The organism is uncultured Roseovarius sp. (genome assembly GCF_963972555.1).
Lineage (GTDB): Bacteria > Pseudomonadota > Alphaproteobacteria > Rhodobacterales > Rhodobacteraceae > Roseovarius > Roseovarius mucosus.
Genome location: NZ_CAXAUM010000025.1, coordinates 12490 through 33764, shown reverse-complemented (window position 1 = coordinate 33764; position 21275 = coordinate 12490). Strand labels below are relative to the sequence as shown.

Here is a 21275-nt window from a genome sequence, read left to right as displayed (position 1 = left end):
GTCACTCTTCGGCAGCCAGAACCAGACCCGTGCCCGCCGTCCAGAGGATGTGGACTTCATCGCCCACCCCCTGCCCGCCCAAGGCTCTTTCGGCCTGTCGCGGAACATTGACCTGAAGCGGGCCGATCCCCTCGGCCTGCAACAGATATTCGGTATGATCGCCCAGAAAGGTGCGGTGCGTGATCCGCGCCCGCAGCGCCGCATCCTCGCCCGGGGCATCGCCTGCCACGCCAAGGCGCAGCGCCTCGGGGCGCACCGCAATGTCCACATGGCGGCGCGTATCCCCCGCCGCCTCCGGCACCATGACCTGTGCGCCCCCTGCTAGGGCGATCCGCGCCAGACCTGCCTGCCGCGACAGAACCTCTCCGCTCAGGATATTCGCCTTGCCCACGAAATCCGCCACATAGCGATTGCGGGGCCGATCATAGAGATCCTGCGGCGTGCCCACCTGCACGATCCGCCCTGCGCCCATGATGCAAATCCGGTCCGACATCGACAGCGCCTCTTCCTGATCATGCGTGACCAGAACAAAGGTAATGCCAAGGCTGCGTTGCAGATCGAGCAGTTCGCGCTGCATTTCGCCGCGCAGCTTGGCATCGAGTGCCGCCATCGGCTCATCCAGTAACAAGAGCTTGGGTTCGTTGATGATCGCGCGCGCCAGCGCCACGCGCTGCTGTTGCCCGCCCGACAATTCCCATGTCCGCCGCGCGCCAAAAGCCTCAAGCCGCACCTTGGCCAAGGCGGCCTCGACCCGCGCGGCAATCTCGGATTTCGCCAGTTTCGGCCGCACCTGCCGCAACCCATATCCGATGTTCTGCGCCACGGTCATATGCGGGAAAAGCGCGTAGTGCTGAAACACCATGTTCACCGGGCGCGCGTAGGCGGGCACGCGGCTGACATCCTGACCGTCGATCCGCACCATGCCGTCGCTTGGGTTTTCGAACCCGGCCAGCATCCGCAGCGCCGTGGTCTTGCCACAGCCAGAGGGGCCAAGAAAGGACAGGAACTCGCCGCGCCGAATGCGCAGGTTGATCCGATCCGCCGCCAGCACCGCGCCAAATCGCTTGGTAGCCCCGACGAACTCGGCGACGCAATCCGCCTCCGCAGGGTGGGCCTGTGCGTTTTGCGTTCCCTGTTCCCGGCTCGCGCCCATCCTGATCCCCGCCTCGGCATTCGCATCCAGCATGCCGGTCCTCTCGTGTTGCCGCGCCTCTGCGCCTATGCCATATATTCTTAAAACGGTAAGAAAATCGCAGACGGTTGTATATATCATAAAGAGCATAGATGACGACAAAAACGCAGATCTCAGATTGGTTCGAGACCAGTGCGCGCGCGGTCTCTGCGCTTGGCACAGCCGATCTTGCCCCGGCCCTCACCACGGCGCTGCGCAGCATCGTGCCCTATGAATTCACCGTGATCTTTGCCTATTACCGCGACCACAAACCGCTTGATTTGTATGATGATTTTCCCGCAGCCAAGCGCAAGGTGATGGTCGATGACTATCAGGAAGGGCCCTATCTTCTTGATCCCTTCTACCTCAATACGGCGTCCCCCACGACACCGCGTCTGGCACGGTTACGCGATCTGGCCCCCGATCGTTTCTACCAGGCGGAATATTTTCGCAATTATTACATCCAGACCGGACTTGCCGAAGAAATAGGCTTTATCGTCGAGATTGGCGACGGGGTCAGCGTGGTGATTTCCGCCATGCGTGAACACAAGGTCTTTTCGGCCCGCGAGTTCCGCGATCTTGAAGCGGCTTTTCCCTTTGTCGCGGCCATCGCCCAGAAACAATGGGGCGGGCTGATCTCCCAATTCTCGGCGCGGCCCCAGACCGATGGTCCACGCCTGCCGCAACTGATCGAGGACGCCTTTCAAAGCCTTGGACGCAACCTGCTGACCCCGCGCGAAGCAGAGGTGGTAGAGTATGTGCTCAAGGGTCATTCCGCCGATGCCACTGGCCGCGCCTTGGGCATTTCACCGGGAACCGTGCGCATCCACCGCCGCAATATCTACGCGAAACTGCGTGTGAGTTCGCAAGGAGAGCTGTTTTCCAGCTTTATTGCCGCCTTGTCCGAGCTCGCCTGAACACGAGGTGCAGCGCCGCACGAATTGGACTGGCATACGCCCCCAGAGTGGCGCTTGTTCCCAACCGCTTTATCAGCAACGTGAACTGCAAGGCCAACGGGAGACAGACATGCGGATTGCGCGGCTAGAGACATTTTGCAACGAATTTGTGGGTTTCGTGCGCGTGACCACGGATAGCGGCGACCAAGGTTGGGGACAGGTATCGACCTATAACGCCGACATCACCTGCACGATCTTTCACCGCCAGATCGCGCCGCATGCGCTCGGCACCGATGCGCTCGATTTTGCGGATACCCTCAATCTCATTTACGAGCGCGAGTTGAAATACCCCGGCAGCTATCTGCGTCGCGCCATGACCGGGCTTGATACCGCGCTCTGGGACATGCGCGGCAAGCTTGAGGGCAAGGCGGTCGCAGCCCTCTTGGGCGGCGCGCCGGGTCGTGTGCGCGCCTATGCCAGTTCGATGCGCCGCGACATCACCCCCGAGGATGAGGCCGCCCGCTTTTGCCGCCTGCGCGACGACAAGGGTTTCACCGCGTTCAAATGGCGCGTGGGTGCCGAGGCGGGGCGCGACCACGACGAATGGCCGGGCCGCACCGAGGCGGTGGTGCCCACCGTGTCGCGCGCCCTTGGCGATGGCATAGACAAGCTGGTGGATGGCAATTCCTGCTATTCTCCTGCCCGCGCGATCGAGGTGGGCAAACTACTGCAGGATAATGGCATCGGCCATTTCGAGGAGCCCTGCCCCTATTGGGAGTATGACCAGACTGCCGCCGTGCGCGCAGCACTCTTGCTCGACGTTGCAGGGGGCGAACAGGATTGCGAATATTCCAGCTGGCAATTGATGCTGGATCGCGGTGCCGTCGATATCGTGCAGCCTGATGTAATGTATATGGGCGGGATGCACCGCACCCTGCATGTCTGCCAGATGGCCGCGCGCGCGGGCCTGCCCGTGACCCCGCATGCCGCCAATCTGTCGCTGGTGACGATGTGCACGATGCACCTCTTGCGCGCCATTCCAAATGCGGGGAAATACCTCGAATTCTCGATCGAGGGGCCAGACTATTACCCGTGGCAAGAGGGGCTGTTTCTGGGCGATCCCTACCGGATTGACGATGGTCACGCCACCGTCACAGATGCCCCCGGCTGGGGTGTCGAAATATCTCCGGCATGGCTTGAGACCGCAACTTATCAGGTCTCCGAGAAATAGACGCATCTGTAGAACGCCAAGGTCAACGGGCCTGCTCTCTGGCCCATGTCGCGCCAATTGGCTTGCTCGCCCTAACGGTTCATGTAGTCTTTCCAGACCAATTGCGTCGGAGTTGCGCATGAAACAGGCTGCCGGGGCGCTTCTATCCGCGATCCATCTTGACCGCTCATCGCGCAAGGGCATGAGCGTGCAACTTTACTTGGCCTTGCGCGACATCATCCTGTCGGGCGGTTTGCGGGCCGGGGACAGGCTGCCGGCGACGCGCACGCTGGCGCGCGAAACAGGTGTATCGCGCACCACGGTGATCGACGCTATCGACCGGTTGGTGGCAGAGGGCATGCTCGTGTCGCAAGTGGGCTCTGGCACCTTTGTAAGCGACACACTGGAACATCAGCATCCCGCCCCTGTTACCACCACGCCCCCGAATACCACGACGCAAGATCCGCGCGTATCCTATGCCATCAGCCATGCCGAAAAGAACTATGCCCAACGCACTTGGCTGCCCCATGAGGCGCGCGCCTTTGTGACGGCCTTGCCTGCACTCGACGCCTTTCCACTGGCGCATTGGTCGCGGCTATCGGCGCGGCATCTGCGCGGCGCGCGCGGGGCGGTGATGGGGTATGGCCAACCCAAAGGATACGAACCCCTGCGGCGCGCAATCACCACGCATCTGAGCGTGCTCAAGGGCATTCAGTGCCACCATGAACAGATTTTCATCACCTCTGGCGCGCAGCACGCCTTTGCCTTGATCGGGCGGCTGTTGCTCAATCCCGGCGATCGGGTCTGGATGGAAAACCCCGGCGCCTCGGGCGCGCGCAATGCGCTCTTGTCTGAAGGGGCGGAACTGGTCCCGGTGGACGTGGATCAGGAGGGTTTGATCGTGGCCGATGGGTTGGCCAAGGCACCGCATTTCCGCATGGCTTTTGTCACCCCGTCGCACCAACAGCCCTTGGGGCATGTGATGTCGCTAGGGCGGCGATTCGAGCTGTTGCAGGCGGCGGACGCGGCGCAGGCGGTGATCGTCGAGGATGATTACGACGGAGAATTCTACTATGGCAATGCGCCCCAACCGGCGCTGCGCAGCACGGATACGTCGGGGCGGGTCATCTATGTCGGCACCTTCTCGAAATCGCTCTTTCCGTCGCTTCGGCTGGGCTTTGTCCTCGTGCCCGAACGCATGACCGAAGCTTTTGATCGCATGTTCCGTTTCTGGGCCAGCGGACCGCCCACCGCGACCCAGGCGACCGTTGCCGATTTCATGGACGAGGGCCATTTTGCCACCCATATCCGGCTGATGCGGCGGCTCTACAAGGCGCGCTACGAGGCGTTGATGGAGGAAAGCCGCATTCTTCCCGACTGTATCGCGCTTCAGGAAACTGCCAGTGGGTTTCACACTCCGGCCTATCTGGCGCCGGGAATTGACGCGCAAACAGTCGTAGCGCAGGCGGCAGAGCGTGGCGTCGTTCTGGCACCGCTCTCGAAATACTGTCTTAGCCCGATTGAGCGATCTGGGTTGGTCTTTGGATTTGGCAGCGCAGCCCCCGAGGACATCCGGCGCGGGATGGAAATCCTGCGCTCCCTGCCTGCCCTACGCTGAAATTGGTCTGATTGTTTTGTCAAATTGGATATGAAAGAAAGTCCAATCCTGCCCTAGCGTTAACCCTTGCATCTGTGGGGTGCCACATTGGCTTGCCCTGCAAACGGAGTAACTCGATGGACGGCAGCAGACCTGACACAACTCGGCACCATCCTTATTGGCACGATCAGGTCGGCCCGATGCCCGTCCTGCCTGTTGATCCACCGCGCGACGCCGATGTGCTGATCGTGGGGTCGGGCTATACCGGCCTGAGTGCGGCCATCGCCACGGCACGCGGGGGACGCAAAACGGTTGTGATCGACGCAGAGGCCGCTGGCTTTGGGTGCAGCACGCGCAATGGCGGCCAGATAAGCACCAGCGTGAAACCGTCGCTTGAAAAACTGACCGCCAAATTCGGCGCACAAAAGGCGCGGGCCATTCGCGGCGAAGGCGAGCAGGCACTGAAATGGATAGGCGAGTTTATCGAGGCCGAGGGGATCGACTGTGATTTCCGGCGTGTTGGGCGCTTTCATGCGGCCCATACCCCCGCCCATTATGAAACACTGGTGCGCGACGCCGACCAAATGCGCAAGGGCGAAGGCATCGAGAGCTTTGCCGTACCCCGCGCCGAACAGCATCGCGAGATGGGCACGGATTTCTATCATGGCGGGGTGGTCTTTACCAAACACTGTTCCTTGCATCCTGCCAAGTATCATCGCGGGCTCTTGATGGCGGCCCTCAACGCCGGTGTCGAGGTCGTGGCGCATTGCCCCGTGGACCGGATCGAGAACACAGGGTCCGGTTTTCGCGTGCAGACCGCCAAGGGCGAGGTCCGGGCACGCGACGTGATCGTGGCCACGAATGGCTATACCGGGGCACTCACCCCTTGGCTGCAACGCCGTGTGATACCCATTGGCAGCTATATCATCGCCACCGAAGAATTGCCCGAGACATTGATGGACGAGTTGTTTCCGACCGACCGGATCGCCAGCGACACCTGCAAGGTGCTCTATTACTACCGCGCCTCGCCAGACCGGCGGCGCGTGCTCTTTGGCGGTCGCGTCTCGGCGGCGGAAACCGACACATCGGTCAGTGCGCCTCTTCTTTTCAAGAGCATGACCCGCATTTTTCCGCAGTTGAAAGACTGCGCAATTTCCCATTCCTGGCACGGCACGGTAGCCTATAGTTTCGACGAATTGGCGCATACCGGCGTTCACGACGGGGTGCATTACGCCATGGGTTATTGCGGTTCTGGCGTGTCGATGGCGGGTTATCTCGGCATGCGCGCCGGTCAAAAGGTCCTGGGCCTCGCCGAAGGCAAGACCGCCTTTGACGACGTGCCGCATCCGACCCGGCCGCTTTATACGGGCAAGCCGTGGTTTCTACCTGCAACAGTCGCCTGGTATCGCTGGATGGACAACAGACAGACGCGCCGGGCCATGATCGCAAACCCATCCTGACCTTGAATTTTCGCTGAAACATGCCGAGCCAGCGAAACATAACAACAATCGGCACGCACCGCCATTTTGCGGCATTCCAACAGGAGAAAGACAAGATGAGAAAGACATTTTTACTCACCGCCGCTGCCACGCTGCTTGCCAGTGCGGCCGTTGCCCAAGCCACGGAAATCACCATCGCATCCTGGGGCGGGTCCTATCAGGACGCTCAAAGCAAAGCCTTGTTTGAACCCGCCTCTGCGGCGACCGGCGTTACAGTCAAGCAGGAAACCTATGGCGGGATGGCCGATGTACGCCTGCAGGTCTCGACCGGGCAGGTGACATTCGACATCGTGGCGAGCGGATCGGGTTCCGCGGCGCGCGCGGGTGCGGAGGGGCTGCTGGAGCCACTCGATTACAACGTCATTGACGTGTCCAATTTCTATCCAAACCTTTATTCCGAGTATTGCGTCGGGGGCGATGTGTTCTCGACCGTCTATGCGTGGAACACCGACACCTATGGCGAGAACGGCCCACAAAGCTGGGCGGATTTCTTTGACACCGAGAAGTTTCCCGGCTCGCGCGCCTATCGCGGCTCTGTTGCAGGCGCGCTCGAACCGGCGCTTATGGCCGATGGTGTCCCGATGGATCAGGTCTACGAGGTGCTGAGTTCGGAAGAAGGAATTGAACGCGCGCTCAACAAGATCCGCGAGTTGCGGCCCAATATCTCGGTCTTCTGGTCCTCTGGCGCGCAGCATGCCCAGTTGATGAAAGACGGCGAAGTGGACATGACCACCGGCTGGAATGGACGCTTTGACAACGCTGCGGCGGACGGGGCCAAGGTGGATTACAGCTTCAATCAGGCTTTGCTTGACTACGACTGTTTTGCAGTTCCCAAGGGCGCGCCGAACAAGGATGCCGCGATGCAGTTCCTGGCCGAAATCTCGAAACCCGAGTATCAAGACGACCTGCCCAAATACATCACCTACGGTCCGACCAACAAAGCCGCCTATGACACCGGCGAGATCAGCGCAGAGGTCGCAGCCAACCTGCCCTCTTCGCCCGAAAATGCAGCCATGCAACTGCCCATCTCGCTGGAATGGTATGCTAAGTGGGAAACTGTCGCCGCCGAGATGTATCAGGAAATGCTGACCGAATAACCGGCAGAGCCACACAAGAACAGACGGGCGCTGCGGCGCCCGTCTGTGCCAATGGACCATTCAGAGGACAGCATTTTGACCAACATCGCCACAGAAGCGCTGCCGATTTTGGTGCAGAACATCACCAAGACCTACGGGGCGGTGCAGGCGCTCGACGATGTGTCGCTCGAGGTCAAGAGCGGAGAGTTTCTGACACTTCTGGGACCGTCGGGATCTGGCAAGACCACGCTCTTGATGGTGCTTGCGGGTTTTACCCGGCCGGACTGCGGCAGCCTCAGATTCGGCGACCGCGAAGTCATCCGCACCCCGCCGCATCTGCGCGATGTCGGCATGACCTTTCAGAGCTATGCTCTGTTTCCCCATATGACCGTGGCGGGCAATGTGGGCTATCCGCTGCGCCTGCGCAAACGCCCCAAGGCCGAGATTGCGGAACGGGTCGAGCGGGCGCTGGAAACGGTGCAGCTTGGCGGCTACGGCCCCCGGCGTGTCGATCAGCTTTCGGGTGGGCAAAAGCAGCGCGTCGCCGTGGCGCGCGCCATTGTCTTTGAGCCCCGCATCCTGTTGATGGATGAGCCCCTGTCAGCGCTCGACAAAAAGCTGCGCGACCAGATGCAGATCGAGTTGCGGCATCTGCACGAGCAGCTGGGCATGACCACCGTCTATGTCACTCATGACCAGCGCGAGGCGCTGACCATGTCTGACCGGATCGCCGTGGTGAACCATGGACGCATCATGCAACTGTCGACGCCCCGTGATCTTTATGAACGCCCAGCAAATCGTTTCGTGGCTGACTTTATCGGAGACTCTACATTCCTGCCCGTCAGTAGAACTGGCGATACTGTGACGTTCGGAAGCGTCCCACTTATCCACACGGGTGAATTACCCAACGTGCCAGACCTTCAACTGATGATCCGACCGGAACGCGTCGTGCTTTCTCCCAATGGACCGCGTGAGGGGGCCAACAATTTTGCCGCCACCGCAACGGATGTGGTCTATCAAGGCGACAGCTATTTGCTGCACGCACGGCTGGACACAGGCGAAATGGTGGCCTTGCGCGGCGCGGTGCGGGGCAGCAATGCAACCTCCCTGCCTCGTTTGGGCGACCGCGTGACCCTCACGCTTGCCCCCGAAGACACCGTGCTGATCGACGGAAGCCAGACATGACCGCGCAGGCAGCAAGGACCAACGCCGCCGGGCTACGCCGCGACGAGCGGCTGGAGCGGCTGGCGCTCTTTGGCCTGAGTTCCCCGGCAATCCTGCTTATTCTCGTGGTACTGGTCATTCCCGTGGGCTGGTTGTTCTATGTCTCGTTCATCGGGGCAAACGGACAATTCTCACTTGAGAATTACGAGCGCATGATCAGCCGACGGTCCTATCTGCGCATTTTCGTCACCACTTTTCAGGTTAGCCTGTTGACCACCGGGCTGTGCATCCTGATCGGCTACCCCTTTGCCTATTTCATGTCGCAACTGCCCAGTCGCCTGGCAAATCTGTGCCTCATCACCGTGCTCTTGCCGTTCTGGACATCGCTGCTGGTGCGCACCTACGCATGGCTGGTGCTGTTGCAGAAGCAGGGGCTAATCAACAAATGGGCGATTTCGCTTGGCCTCTGGGACGAGCCGCTCAAGATCGTTCACAATATGACCGGCACCTTGATCGGCATGGTCCATATCATGCTGCCGTTTCTCATCCTGCCGGTCTACGGCGCTATGAAGGCGATTGACCGCGATTACCTCAAGGCTGCGGCCAATCTCGGGGCAAGCCCGCGCATGGCGTTCTGGACCGTGTTCTTTCCGCTGACCACACCGGGGCTCTTTGCCGGGGCGCTGATGGTGTTCATCCTCTGCCTTGGCTTCTTTGTCACACCGGCGGTGCTGGGCGGGGGCAAGGTGATCATGGTATCGATGCAGATCGTGTCGAACATCGAGCTTTTCGTGAACTGGGGCGCGGCCAGTGCCTTGGGCGTGGTGCTGCTTGTGCTGACCGTGGCAATCCTCTGGGTCGCATCCCGGTTTCTCAACCTCGACCGGATGACCGGAGGTGGGCATTGATGCGCAACTGGCTCATTTCCCCGGCGACCGACACGCAAGTCACCCATGGTCAGCGTCTGTGGCTCTATGTCTTTGCGGTGATCGTCATGATCTTGTTGGTGACACCAACGCTGATCGTGATTCCGATGTCCTTTTCGGACAGTCAGTATTTGGAGTTTCCCCCCGAGGTCTGGTCAACGCGCTGGTATGATAATTTCTTTGGCTCCAGCGAATGGATGCAGGCGGCGCGGACCTCTTTTCAGACGGCCTTTCTGACCATGCTCGTGGCCACACCGATTGGTGTGCTGGCGGCCTACGGGCTGCATAGTTCTCGGTTTGCCTTTGTCAGACTCGCGTTTGTCCTGATGATCACGCCGATGATGGTGCCGCTGGTACTGGTGGCGATTGGCGCGTTCTACGCTTATGTGAAACTCAACATCCTTTACACCGTAACCGGATTGGTTCTGGCCCATACCGTGCTTGCCCTGCCTCTGGTGGTGATTGTCACCGGCTCTGCGCTCAAGGGCTATGACATGAGCCAAGAACAGGCCGCACGCAGTCTGGGCGCCCCGCGCTGGAAGGCGTTTCTGACCGTCACCCTGCCACAGATCCGCTTTGCGATTGTGACCAGTGCTCTCTTGGCCTTTCTCACCTCTTTTGACGAGGTTGTGGTGGCGATGTTCATCTCTGGCGGCGACAACCCGACATTGACGCGCAACATGTTCAACGCGCTGCGCGATCAGATCGACCCGACCATTGCGGCCATTTCGACAATCATGATCCTTGTGACAACCGTGATGATGGTGCTGGCGCAGGTATTCGGCCAAGACAAGAAACACTGACATTCGCGCGCCCCCACAACCGAGGCGTCACCTTGCGATACCGACAGAACCTTTGGAGACCCAAATGATCGACCTCAAGACTTATCAGAGCCTCGCCACTCAGCCGATTGGCGCCTTCGCCCCAAAACCGACCAGCCTCACACCGGGGCAGGAGGAAGCTTCGGCGCTGCTCTGGGCCTCTGCCGATGGGCATACGAAGATTGGCGTTTGGGAGTGCACGCCGGGGCATTTCACCGCCGATCGCACGGCGATGGGCGAATATTGCCATATCATCTCTGGCCGCGCATCGGTCACGAATGCCGATGGGCAGGGCACGCGCGACATAGGTCCCGGTGACCTTTTGGTCCTGCCCCAAGGATGGACCGGAGAATGGGTGATCCACGAGCATATGCGTAAGCTCTATATCCTCAGCACATCCCCCGCCACTTGAAGCGTAGCTGGTTGAGGGCCCGGTTAGGCCCGGACGCGACGGCCGGGCCTAACTCTTTGATTATCTACCTCACCAGGAATTATACCCCAGAAACTTGCCTGACATCTCGACCTTGACGCGGTCGCCCTTGGGGTTAGCCACGCGGGTGATCTTCATGTCGAAATCAATCGCCGACATGATGCCATCGCCAAACTCTTCCTGAATCAGCGCCTTCATCGTGGGGCCGTAAACGCCGACGATTTCATAGAGGCGATAGATGCAGGGATCTGTCGGCACCGCTTGTTCCCAAATCTTGGTGGGATATTCCTCCAACACCGAAACCGCCTCCTCCGGCAGATCGAGCAGCGCGACAATCGCCTCGGCCTTGACCTTGGGCATCGCGTTCATGCCCATGCAGGCCGAGTGGGTCCAGACGGGCGACATGCCGATGGCTTCAGCAATCTCCTCCCATTTCATCCCGGTCCGTTTCTTTGCGATCAGGATCAGGGTGGTTACATCCTCTTTGGTCATCAATGCGGGCATGTGCAGATTGTCTTTCATGGGGTCCTCCATTCCTTTGGTCTCGGGTGAAAATCGCTATCACAGGTTCACGGCGCGTAGCCGCCGGGCCTCGCCGGTCTCGTCTTCGGGCACTGTGCGGTCGATCCGCACGGTTTCGGGGGTCTGGGCCGCCCCATCGGATGCCCGTCCCGCCAACTCCTTGGACCGCTTGCCAAGGAACTGCACCAGATGGTTGCGGATCGGGTAATAATTTGGATGCTCGACGATCTCGGTCCGGTTGCGCGGGCGCGGGATCGTGATCTCGACCGATTCCGCCACACGGGCAAAGGGGCCATTGGTCATGAGCAGAATACGGTCCGCCAGCAGGATCGCCTCGTCGATGTCATGGGTAATCATGAACACCGTCTGCCCGGTGCCACCCCATATCTTGAGCAATTCGTCCTGAATCGTGCCCCGCGTCAGCGCGTCCAGCGCGCCAAACGGTTCATCCAGAAGCAAGAGCTTGGGATGATTGGCAAAGGCGCGGGCAATCGACACCCGTTGCCGCATGCCGCCTGACAGTTGGCTGGGTTTGCGGTGGATCACGTCCCCCTCCAGCCCCACCATCGCCAGATATTCGCGGGAATGATCCAGCACCTTGGCCTTGGACCAGTCAGGATGCCGCGCGGCCACTCCAAAGCTCACGTTCTTCAGCGTGCTGAGCCAAGGCAGCAGGGAATAGTTCTGGAACACCACCCCCCGGTCCAGGCTTGGTCCCGAGACTTCGAACCCATCCATCTTGACCACGCCGCTGGTCGGCTCTGCGAGGCCCGCGAGAATGTTCATGATGGTGGATTTCCCACAGCCCGAATGCCCCAAGATGCAGACGAATTCGCCCTTCTCCACCCCGAATGTGGCGTTCTCGAACACGGTCATCGTGCCGCCTTGACCATCCGGGTAACACTGGGTCAGGTTCTCGATCGAAAGAAACGGTTTGCTCATCTCACGGCTCCTTATTCCGCATAGGCCACGGCACGCTGGAGCGAGGCAAAGGCCGCATCCAGCATCATGCCGACAATGCCGATCATCAGGATCGAAAAGATCACCGAGGTCAGGTCGAGGTTGTTCCACTCGTTCCAGACGTAATACCCAATACCCGTCCCCCCCACGAGCATCTCGGCGGCGACGATCACCAGCCACGCGATGCCAATGGAAATCCGCATGCCGGTCACGATGGTCGGTGCCGCCGCAGGCAAGATCACTGTAAAGGCAGTCTTGAAATGCCCCAGTTCATGCGTCCGTGCCACATTCACCCAATCCTGCCGCACACCTGCCACGCCAAACGCCGTATTGATCAGCATCGGCCAGATCGAACAGATGAAGATCACGAAGATCGCGCTCGCCTCGCTGTCTTGGATGATGAACAAAGCCAGCGGCATCCACGCGAGCGGCGAGATCGGACGCAACACTTGTATGAACGGGTTGAGCGCCTTGTAAGCGACCGGCGACATGCCAATCAGAAACCCGAGCGGTATCGCCACCACCGCCGCCATCAGGTATCCCGACAGCACCCGGTAGATCGAATAGCCGATCTGAATTCCAATGCCCTTGTCATTGGGTCCGGCATCGTAGAACGGATTGCTCAGCTCTTCCCACGCCTTGGCCAATACCTGTGACGGGGGCGGCACACCTGCCTTTTGCGCCCCCCCGCCGGTCAACCGCTCATATTCCGTCAACTCGCCCACGGCTTTTTGCGCCGGAATCGACAACTCCCAGATCAGAAGCCCGACAACGAGCATCACAACAGACAGCAGAAGGGCACGTTGGTTCAGCGACAGAGTGGACATCGCTCAGCCCTTCCCGATGGCAAAGCTTTTGACATAGGCCTCGGGCTCTGCCGGATCGAATGTCTTGCCCATGATGGTGTGCGATTTGTAGGTGATGTCGGGCGCATCATAGCCCAGATCGTTCATCACCTTCTTGGCATCGGCAGCAAGATAGACCTGTTCGGCCACAGCCTTGTAATCAATGTCATTCTCTATGTAGCCCCAGCGCTTCATCTGGGTCAGAATCCACACGCCCATCGAATGCCAGGGGAAAGGATCGAAATCGATGCGGTTCGGCACCTGCTGCACCGCGCCCAGACCATCGGCATAGGTGCCGGTGAGCACCTGCTGGATCACCTCGACCGGTTGGTTGAGGTAATTCGTGGGCGCAATGGCCTCGGAAATTTCAATGCGGTTATCCGGGTTCGACGCATATTGCGTGGCGTCGATGATCGCCTTGAGCAGCGCGCCATAGGTATTGGGCATGTCCGTGGCGAAACTGAGCGGCGCGGCAAAGGCGCAACAGGGGTGCCCCTCCCATATCTCCTTGGTCAGGATATGGATAAAGCCGATCCCCTCCCACACCGCGCGCTGATTGAACGGGTCCGGCGAGAGATAGCCATCGAGATTGCCCGCGCGCAGGTTCGCCACCATCTCGGGCGGCGGCACAACGCGAATCTGAATGTCGACATCGGGATCAAGCCCGTGTTCGGCCACGTAATACCGCAGCAAAAAGTTGTGCATCGAATATTCGAACGGCACCCCAAAGGTGAAGCCTTTCCACTGCTTGGGGTCGCGCTTGTCCAGATGCTCGTTCGACAGCACGATGGCCTGTCCGTTGATGTTCTCGACGGCGGGCATGATATACGGAACGGCGGTCGAGCCTGCGCCAAGCGTCATGGCCAGCGGCATCGGCGTCAGCATGTGGCTCGCGTCATATTCCCCCGAGAGCGACTTGTCGCGCGCCACGGCCCAACCCGCGGTCTTGATGACGCTGGCGTTCAAACCGTAGCGTTCATAGAACCCCATCGGTTGCGCCATGATGATCGGCGTGGCGCAGGTGATCGGCACAAACCCGATGTTGAGATCGGTCTTTTCCGGCGTGTCGAGATTGTCCAAAATAGCGGCCTTGGCCGCATCGAGCGGAAAGACCGACTCCAGCGCCGCCGCAACCGTGCCACCGCCCATCATCCCCATGAACGACCGCCGCCCGATGTCACTGTGACCGAACACCGACCGCACAACGGCGCTCTCGACCGCGCGCTCCAGCATCGCCTCAGAGGACATGACCGGCGCGGCTGCGATGTGCGATACGCTCTTGCAGGTTTCACACCCGCAGGACGCCCCGTGGCGCAGGTCATTCTTTTCTGAAAATGGGTCGCCAAGGCTCTTCATGGTCATGTCGTGTCCTTTCGCTCAGATGCCGTTTGACCCATGATCCGACGAAGTAACCCAACACAAAAGGGGTGCGCCTATTTTTTAAGCACGCTATATTTGTGTTTAATTATAATACACTAATATCAATTACCCATGACGACTCATTACGGCATTTCGTAATTTACGAGATTTCGTATTGCGATGCCGCGCTGCGGCGGTGTTTGTTAATGCCATGCGTGAAATATCGACAACCCCCGATTCCCTGCTTGATGCGCTGGCCGAGGCGGCGCTGGTGATCGACCTTGTCGCCGACCGGATCGTCGCGGCCAATCCTCGCGCCCGCAAGCTGCTGGATCTGGATCCCGCCCCCAGTACGACCTTTTCGCCACTGGTCGGGGCCAGCCTGCCCGGCTTTATCGTTCTGGTGGATGAAATCGCCCATCGGGGCGAGGCCTGGAGCCGCGACATCACCCTCGCCACGACCAAAGGCATGGCCCTGCGTGTCGAAATTCGGGGCAGATTGGTCAATGATGCACCCTCGCTTCTGGCCCTGACCCTTCTCGATCTCGAGGAAATGGAGCGGCACGACCGCATCGCGCAGGCCGCCGAACTGCACCGCTCGGGTCTGCTCGAATGGCGGCGCGCACAGGAGTTCTTTTCCGAACTTGAGCGTCAGAACCAGTTGATCCTGAATGCCGCCGGTGAAGGAATCTATGGCGTCAATGCCGATGGCAAGACCACCTTTCTCAACCGCGCAGCACAGGAAATGCTGGGATGGACCGCCGAAGACCTTTTGGGCCACGACATTCACTCCGTGATCCACCACCACCATCTCAACGGCGATGTGTATCACGCCCATGATTGCCCGATCTATCAGTCCTTCCGCTTTGAAGAGGTCAACCGCATCGAAGACGAGGTGTTCTGGCGCAAGGATGGAAAACCGATCCGTGTCGAATATGTCTCGACCCCGATCTACGATCAGAATGTCCTCGCCGGGGCCGTCGTGATCTTTCGCGACATCACCGAACGCAAGGAAAATGAACGCAAGCTGCGCGAGGCGATGGCAGAGGTTGCCGCCCTGCGCGACCGGCTGGAACAGGAAAACGCCTACCTGCAAGAGGCGATCACGACCGAACGCGCGCATCACAACATCATCGGCGCGTCGCCTGCGGTCCGCCAGATCGTGCAACGGATTGACCTCGTGGCGCGCACGGATGCCACCGTGTTCATCAGCGGCGAGACCGGGACCGGCAAATCGCTCGTCGCCACCGCCATTCACAAGGCCAGCCCCCGCGCGCGTCGCCCCCTCATTCACTTCAAATGCGGCTCCGTCGCGCCCGAAGAAGTGGAGGCCGAGTTATGGGGGCAGGTGCGCGGTGCCCCCAACGGCGCCACGCGCGACAAGCCCGGCAAGCTGGAACTCGCGCATAGTGGCACGCTGTTCCTCGATGATGTCGAAGAACTGCCCTTCGAGATACAGGGCAAACTCTTGGCCGCGTTGCAAAACAGTACTGTGACCCGCCTGGGCGATACCCGAGAAAAGCCGCTCGATATCCGTGTGATCGCCGCGACCACCCTGTCGGACAAGAAGGCGCGCCGCTCTCATCGCATCCGCGAGGACCTGTATTTGTTTCTCAATGTCTTTCCCATCACCTGCCAGCCGCTCCGCGACCGGCAAGAGGATATTCCCCTTTTGGCCGCGCATCTGCTCAAGATCGCCTGCAGGAGGCTCAATCGCCCGGAACCGGTTTTGACCGAAGGGGTGGTGCAGCAATTGCGATCCTACGACTGGCCCGGAAATGTGCGCGAGCTTCACAACGTGATGGAACGCGCCGCGATTGTGTCTCAGGATCGCAAGCTGGTGGTCGAACTGGGGGGCCTCGGGCCACAGGCCGAAACGGGCCGCTCCTTTCGGACCGAGGCGCAGATGCTGGACCTAATTCGCGTCAACCTGATCGCCGCTCTGCGCGAAACACGCGGTCGAATTGCAGGCCCCTCAGGGGCGGCCGCCCTGCTCGGTGTCAAACCCACAACGCTCTATTCCCGCATCAGCAGCCTGAAGATAGTAGAGGCGGACTGGACCTAAGCGCAAATCAAAATGCATCAGGACAAAGCGTTCGGTGTCGAAGGCTTAACGGCCGCCAGACGACATTTGCATCGCAAGGTTGAAGGACGGGTTCATAGGCGGTTGCCTGACCTCTTTGGCCCTCTGCCAGCAACCATTGAAACAGCCGATAAGTAGGCCTGAGCACCAGATTGAACGAGCATCGCTTCCTGTGACCTGCGCTTCGCAAATCTTCAAATGGAAAGGCCCACCCGGGCGCATGATCATTCCAATTAATACGAGTCATGACCATACCCGACACGATGACAGCCCCCCGTGCCCGTTCTGGCGGACGTAACGCCGTGACGGCACTATTTTCGTGGGGCGCGACGCCCTCCCGCGCCTGCCCCGCCGCAAGACCCCGGATATACCCGCAGGCTGGAGCATGACAGTCCCGGGCGTATAAAGGCCCGATTGGTAATGCGCCGGCCCAATGCACCGCGCCCCTGCATTAGACCGAACGACCCCCAAGCTGAAATTGGGGGGGGCGCCACTCAGTCAGCGATTTTTGGAAGGCGCGCGGTCCGGCCGCACCTCGCGGGCGATGGCAATCAGCCCTTCGACATAATCCATCCCCGCATCCTCGACCCGGAGCCCCAAGGTGATACTCTTGTGCAGGCCGCTTGCGCCAATGGGCCGCGCCGTGATCGGCAGGGTTTTTGCCTCTGCATGGATCAGCCAATCCGGCAGCACGGCCACACCACGTCCTGCGGCAACCAGTTGCAGGATCAGATCGATGGATTCGATGCCGGTATGCCGTCTCGGGCGGCACCCCGCAGGAATCAGGAACCGGGTGAAGATATCAAGACGATCCGGACCGATGGGCACGGTAAACAACTCTTGATCGTTCAGATCCGCCGGGCTGATATGCGGCCGCGCCGCTAGCGGATGATCGTTCGGCATTGCCAGCAACAGCGCGTAATCAAACACCGGCGTAAACCGCAAATCGTCCCGAACCACAGGATCAGGCGTCACCAGAACATCGATTTCATGGGCATGAAGCGCCGCCACCCCGTCAAAGCGAAAGGCCGCGCGTATCTCGAGATCCACATCCGGCCACGCGGCAAGGTAGGGGCGCGTCACCTGCATCAGCCATTTTTCGCAAGGATGACATTCCATCCCGATGCGCAGTGCGCCGCGCCGCCCGCGCGCCATGTCCCGCAACACGCGCTCGGCATGTTCCAGCTCGGGCACCATCCGCTCGGCCAAGGCCAGCAGATAGGCCCCCGCCTGAGTAAGTTGCAATCCACGCCCCTTGCGCCGCCAGATTTTGACGCCGTGGTAATCCTCCAGCTTGGCCATCGCGTGGCTCACTGCCGATTGCGACAGGCTCAGCGCCTCTGCCGCTGCGGTGACGCCACCAGAGCGCACCACTTGGCGGACAATGGTCAGGTGCTGTCGGTCAAGCATCATGCACAACTTTCATGATTAAATGAGAAATAGCCATTTTTTTTCATGTAATTGCACCCCTATGGTGCGGTCAACACTGTATCGGAGACCGTCCATGAGCCTTGATGCCGCCCCCTGCCCATTTGACCGTGTAATCGACCGCAGCGCATCCAATTCGATGAAGTGGCGCGCGCAGGAACGGCTACTGACCCCAGAGCAAGCCGCCGCCGATCCATTGCCGATGTGGGTCGCGGACATGGATTTTCGCGCCCCGCAACCGGTGATCGACGCGCTGATCGAGGCCTCACAGGAGGGCGTCTTCGGCTATCCCAACGGTGCCACCAAAAGCTATCTTGGGGCCGTCACAGACTGGCAAGCGCGTCGCTTTGGCTGGGAGGTAGCCCCAGAATGGGTCGTGCAGACATCGGGTATCATTACGGCGATCAAAACCATCGTGCAGGGCTTCACCAGCCCCGGCGACAGCGTTTTGATCCAACCGCCGGTCTATGCGCATTTCCGCGACGATGTTCTGTTGAATGGCCGCTGCCCGGTAGCGGCCCCGCTGAACCGCACCGAAACCGGCTATCGCTTTGATGCCGCGGTGTTCGAGGCCGCAATCAGGCCCAACACGCGGCTCTTCATTCTGTCAAATCCGCATAATCCCACCGGCAATGTCTGGTCGGCCGAGGATTTGACCACGATGGGCGAAATCTGCGCCCGCCACGACATCTTGGTCGTGGTAGACGAGATCCATCAGGACCTGATCCTGAACCCGGCCCTGCGCCACATTCCCTTTGCCAGCCTGTCCGAAGCGTTCGCGCAGAACGCAATCACTTGCACCGCGCCGTCCAAAACCTTCAACGTACCGGGCCTGCAAAGCGCCAATGTCTTCATTCCAAATCGGGCGATCCGCGACCAGTTCAAGCGCCAGTATGACCGCAATATGTTTGCTCTGGTAAATGTGATGGGTATGGTCGCCGCCGAGGCCGCCTATGCCCATGGTGAGCCGTGGCTGGAGGCGCTGCTCGCGTATCTGCGCGCGAACCACGCCCATTTCGCCGCCGAAATCAACAGCAAGACCAAGCTTCAGGTGCTGCCGACGCAGGCACTCTATCTGGCTTGGATGGACTGCCGGGCGCTTGGCCTTGAAGCTGAGGCATTGAACGACTTCATGTTGACCCGCGCCCGCCTCTGGTTCGACAAGGGGCAAAAATTCGGGACCGAAGGCCATGGCTACATGCGGGTCAATCTGGGCTGCCCACGCGCCACGGTGAATGAGGCGATAGCCCGGCTGTTGGCAGCCTTGCCAAAATGATCCGGTGCGAAAGCTCGGCGGACTTAGATGTTTACCTTACAGGGAACCCGACGCTTGAACTACAGTCACCGCATGGACACGCGGTACCCCCACCGGGACAAAGCTCAGCCTCGGTGACCAGTCTTCTCTGTCATGGCTCAGCCCACGGCTCGCCAACTTGCACCGGACGCTAGGCGTTTGCCCATCGTAATGCGACGAGCATGACCGCCAATGATCGGGGGCACCGCCAACTGTGCACCTAAGGTGAAGCGGCCTTGGCTTTCCGGTGTGTCGCTGCTTTTGCGCGGTTGCCGCAGATGCTCATGCTGCACCAACGCCGCTTGCGGTTTTTGCTGACGTCCAGAAAATACATCGTACATGTTGGCCCTTCACAGTTTCTGACGCAGGAAAAATCGGCTTCGCAAATCAACTTGGCACAAGCCGCCGCAACCCGAACCAACAGATCGCGCGGGGTGCGCAGTTCGATCTGAGTTCTAAGGGCGTGGGTCGGGGCGGCCCCCGTATCGCCCGCGCGATCCTGCGCTGTTACCGCAATCTGCATGGTTAATGTGCCGCCCAGCAGAATCTCGTTGATGTCTCTCACCAACTGATCGCTCACCGGTGCGTTTGCCTTTCCAGCGGCCTCTTTGATGAAATCGCGAAACAAATCTCGGAAAGCATGAATATCTTGCAGAGCTTTTGTCATCTCTGCAGGGTCCGCTTCGTCGCACAGGCGCGCCAACTCGCTCTTTTCACACAGCCCAGATTGCTCGAACCAATCCAGTAAACTGGCCTTGGTTTCCAGCCAATCTATCACCAGGCCCTTTGGGGCAGCTATCGAGTTCAGGAAATCAAGGGCTGGGCTGTCTCCAATGAGCATTGGGGCAGGCCGCTCGGTCTCTGGTGCCATTTGGCCTCATCGCCTTGTTGGTGCGGGGTAGCCCCACACGATAACCCCTAAAGCATCCGATTGAAAGTTATTTCCGACCAGCAGTCGTTCACAATAAAGTAACTTTCTTAAACGCATTTTGCAGGTTATCACCAAGAAACCATTGAACGTACAATTTGACGGTTGCTATGAGGAACGCCGCATGAAATTCCCAACCCAGCACGCCGCAGCACTTGCTGCGGTTTTGCTCAGCCCGGCCGCTTGGGCAGAGTCTCAGAACGAAAGCCTGACGGCCTACCACACCCTGGAGGTCGAAGGCGTTTCCATCTTCTACCGCGAGGCAGGCCGGAAAGATGCGCCAACACTTCTGTTGCTGCATGGCTTTCCCTCGTCATCCCATATGTTTCGCGACCTGATCCCGAAACTTGCAGAAACCTACCATGTCATTGCGCCGGACTACCCGGGCTTCGGGCAGTCCTCTGCGCCGGATGCGGCGGCCTATGACTATGATTTTGCAACCCTTGCGCAGACCATCGACGCCTTTACTCAAGAAATCGGGCTGACCGCCTACACCTTGTATATGCAGGACTATGGCGGGCCTGTTGGCCTGCGCCTTGCCGTGGAACACCCGGACCGGGTGGAAGGGTTGATCTTTCAGAACGCCACCATCCACGCCGAAGGGTGGAATCCCGACATTGTCGCACAGTTCGCGCCTTTCTGGTTGGAACGCACCGCCGAAACGGAGAAACCCCTGCGCGCCTTGCTGAAGGCCGAGGTCACGCAGTGGCAATACGTCCAAGGTTCAAGTCGCTCGGATCGTCTGAGCCCGGATGCCTGGACCCACGACCAAGCGGGCTTGAACCGCCCTGGCAACGCTGAAATCCAGCTGGAATACTTGTGGAACTATCAAGACAACGTCGCGCGCTACCCCTCATGGCAGGCCTATTTGGCACGTGCCCAGCCGGACACTTTGGTGGTCTGGGGCAAGAATGATCCGTTCTTCACCCTCGATGCCGTGTCCGCGCTGCAAGCGCTTTTGCCCGATGCCGATGTGAAGCTCTTTGATGCGGGTCACTTCGCGCTGGAAACGCATGTCGCCGAGATCAGCGATGAAATCCTGCAATTCATGGCGCGCTAGGCTGCG

Annotated in this window: 19 protein-coding genes; 12 read left to right on the top strand and 7 right to left on the bottom strand. The window is 59.9% G+C overall.

What is annotated here, in order from left to right; all coding sequences use genetic code 11:
• Window position 1: 1 nt before the first annotated feature.
• On the bottom strand, window positions 2-1186 hold the full coding sequence (locus AACZ65_RS17155; RefSeq protein WP_339672956.1) for an ABC transporter ATP-binding protein: 1185 nt from the start codon (window positions 1184-1186) through the stop codon (window positions 2-4).
• Between the two features lie 98 nt (window positions 1187-1284).
• On the opposite strand from AACZ65_RS17155, the gene AACZ65_RS17150 reads away from it, so the two are divergent.
• From AACZ65_RS17150 to AACZ65_RS17110, 9 genes are all read left to right on the top strand, one after another.
• A complete protein-coding gene (locus AACZ65_RS17150) occupies window positions 1285-2088 on the top strand; it encodes a helix-turn-helix transcriptional regulator (protein ID WP_339672929.1) in 804 nt (267 codons plus the stop codon).
• Between the two features lie 109 nt (window positions 2089-2197).
• Window positions 2198-3298 (top strand): mandelate racemase/muconate lactonizing enzyme family protein, encoded by a 1101-nt coding sequence (locus tag AACZ65_RS17145; RefSeq protein WP_339672927.1) that lies wholly within the window; start codon window positions 2198-2200, stop codon window positions 3296-3298.
• Between the two features lie 118 nt (window positions 3299-3416).
• Complete coding sequence (locus tag AACZ65_RS17140) at window positions 3417-4895, top strand: PLP-dependent aminotransferase family protein (RefSeq protein ID WP_339672925.1); 1479 nt, start codon at window positions 3417-3419, stop codon at window positions 4893-4895.
• Between the two features lie 179 nt (window positions 4896-5074).
• Window positions 5075-6334 (top strand): FAD-binding oxidoreductase, encoded by a 1260-nt coding sequence (locus AACZ65_RS17135; RefSeq protein WP_037273246.1) that lies wholly within the window; start codon window positions 5075-5077, stop codon window positions 6332-6334.
• Window positions 6335-6429: 95 nt separating this feature from the next.
• Window positions 6430-7470: a polyamine ABC transporter substrate-binding protein gene (locus tag AACZ65_RS17130; protein WP_339672923.1), complete on the top strand. Its 1041-nt coding sequence runs from the start codon at window positions 6430-6432 to the stop codon at window positions 7468-7470.
• A 51-nt stretch (window positions 7471-7521) separates the two neighbouring features.
• Window positions 7522-8634: an ABC transporter ATP-binding protein gene (locus AACZ65_RS17125; protein ID WP_339672920.1), complete on the top strand. Its 1113-nt coding sequence runs from the start codon at window positions 7522-7524 to the stop codon at window positions 8632-8634.
• Window positions 8631-9521, top strand: coding sequence for an ABC transporter permease (locus AACZ65_RS17120; RefSeq protein WP_339672918.1), 891 nt, complete (start codon window positions 8631-8633; stop codon window positions 9519-9521). Before AACZ65_RS17125 ends, AACZ65_RS17120 begins: the two co-directional genes overlap by 4 nt.
• Window positions 9521-10342 (top strand): ABC transporter permease, encoded by an 822-nt coding sequence (locus tag AACZ65_RS17115; protein ID WP_339672916.1) that lies wholly within the window; start codon window positions 9521-9523, stop codon window positions 10340-10342. Before AACZ65_RS17120 ends, AACZ65_RS17115 begins: the two co-directional genes overlap by 1 nt.
• Window positions 10343-10406: 64 nt before the next feature.
• The gene (locus AACZ65_RS17110; protein ID WP_037273241.1) at window positions 10407-10772 is read left to right on the top strand and encodes a cupin domain-containing protein; all 366 of its coding nucleotides are present in this window, start codon (window positions 10407-10409) and stop codon (window positions 10770-10772) included.
• Between the two features lie 69 nt (window positions 10773-10841).
• On the opposite strand, the gene cynS is transcribed toward AACZ65_RS17110, so the two are convergent.
• From cynS to AACZ65_RS17090, 4 genes are read right to left on the bottom strand one after another with little or no spacing between them, the layout of a single operon-like run.
• Window positions 10842-11324 carry a cyanase gene (gene cynS / locus AACZ65_RS17105; RefSeq protein ID WP_339672913.1) on the bottom strand — a complete coding sequence of 161 codons (483 nt, stop codon included), beginning with the start codon at window positions 11322-11324 and terminating at the stop codon, window positions 10842-10844.
• Between the two features lie 27 nt (window positions 11325-11351).
• Window positions 11352-12254, bottom strand: a complete 903-nt coding sequence (locus tag AACZ65_RS17100) for an ABC transporter ATP-binding protein (RefSeq protein ID WP_339672910.1) — start codon at window positions 12252-12254, stop codon at window positions 11352-11354.
• An 11-nt stretch (window positions 12255-12265) separates the two neighbouring features.
• The gene (ntrB, locus tag AACZ65_RS17095) at window positions 12266-13099 is read right to left on the bottom strand and encodes a nitrate ABC transporter permease (RefSeq protein WP_339672907.1); all 834 of its coding nucleotides are present in this window, start codon (window positions 13097-13099) and stop codon (window positions 12266-12268) included.
• A 3-nt stretch (window positions 13100-13102) separates the two neighbouring features.
• A complete protein-coding gene (locus AACZ65_RS17090; protein ID WP_339672905.1) occupies window positions 13103-14479 on the bottom strand; it encodes a CmpA/NrtA family ABC transporter substrate-binding protein in 1377 nt (458 codons plus the stop codon).
• Between the two features lie 208 nt (window positions 14480-14687).
• On the opposite strand from AACZ65_RS17090, the gene AACZ65_RS17085 reads away from it, so the two are divergent.
• Window positions 14688-16541 (top strand): sigma 54-interacting transcriptional regulator, encoded by a 1854-nt coding sequence (locus tag AACZ65_RS17085; protein ID WP_339672902.1) that lies wholly within the window; start codon window positions 14688-14690, stop codon window positions 16539-16541.
• A gap of 516 nt (window positions 16542-17057) precedes the next feature.
• Here the strand turns inward: AACZ65_RS17085 and AACZ65_RS17080 are convergent.
• Window positions 17058-17972: a LysR family transcriptional regulator gene (locus AACZ65_RS17080; RefSeq protein ID WP_339672900.1), complete on the bottom strand. Its 915-nt coding sequence runs from the start codon at window positions 17970-17972 to the stop codon at window positions 17058-17060.
• 91 nt (window positions 17973-18063) lie between these two features.
• On the opposite strand from AACZ65_RS17080, the gene AACZ65_RS17075 reads away from it, so the two are divergent.
• Window positions 18064-19263, top strand: a complete 1200-nt coding sequence (locus AACZ65_RS17075; RefSeq protein ID WP_339672898.1) for a MalY/PatB family protein — start codon at window positions 18064-18066, stop codon at window positions 19261-19263.
• A gap of 238 nt (window positions 19264-19501) precedes the next feature.
• Here the strand turns inward: AACZ65_RS17075 and AACZ65_RS17070 are convergent, their stop codons facing one another.
• Window positions 19502-20152 carry a CGNR zinc finger domain-containing protein gene (locus AACZ65_RS17070; protein ID WP_339672896.1) on the bottom strand — a complete coding sequence of 217 codons (651 nt, stop codon included), beginning with the start codon at window positions 20150-20152 and terminating at the stop codon, window positions 19502-19504.
• Between the two features lie 181 nt (window positions 20153-20333).
• Here AACZ65_RS17070 and AACZ65_RS17065 point away from each other — a divergent pair, with 181 nt between their 5' ends.
• Entirely contained in the window at window positions 20334-21269 is a 936-nt protein-coding gene (locus AACZ65_RS17065) for an alpha/beta hydrolase (RefSeq protein ID WP_339672894.1), read from the top strand.
• The last annotated feature ends 6 nt before the right edge of the window (window positions 21270-21275 follow it).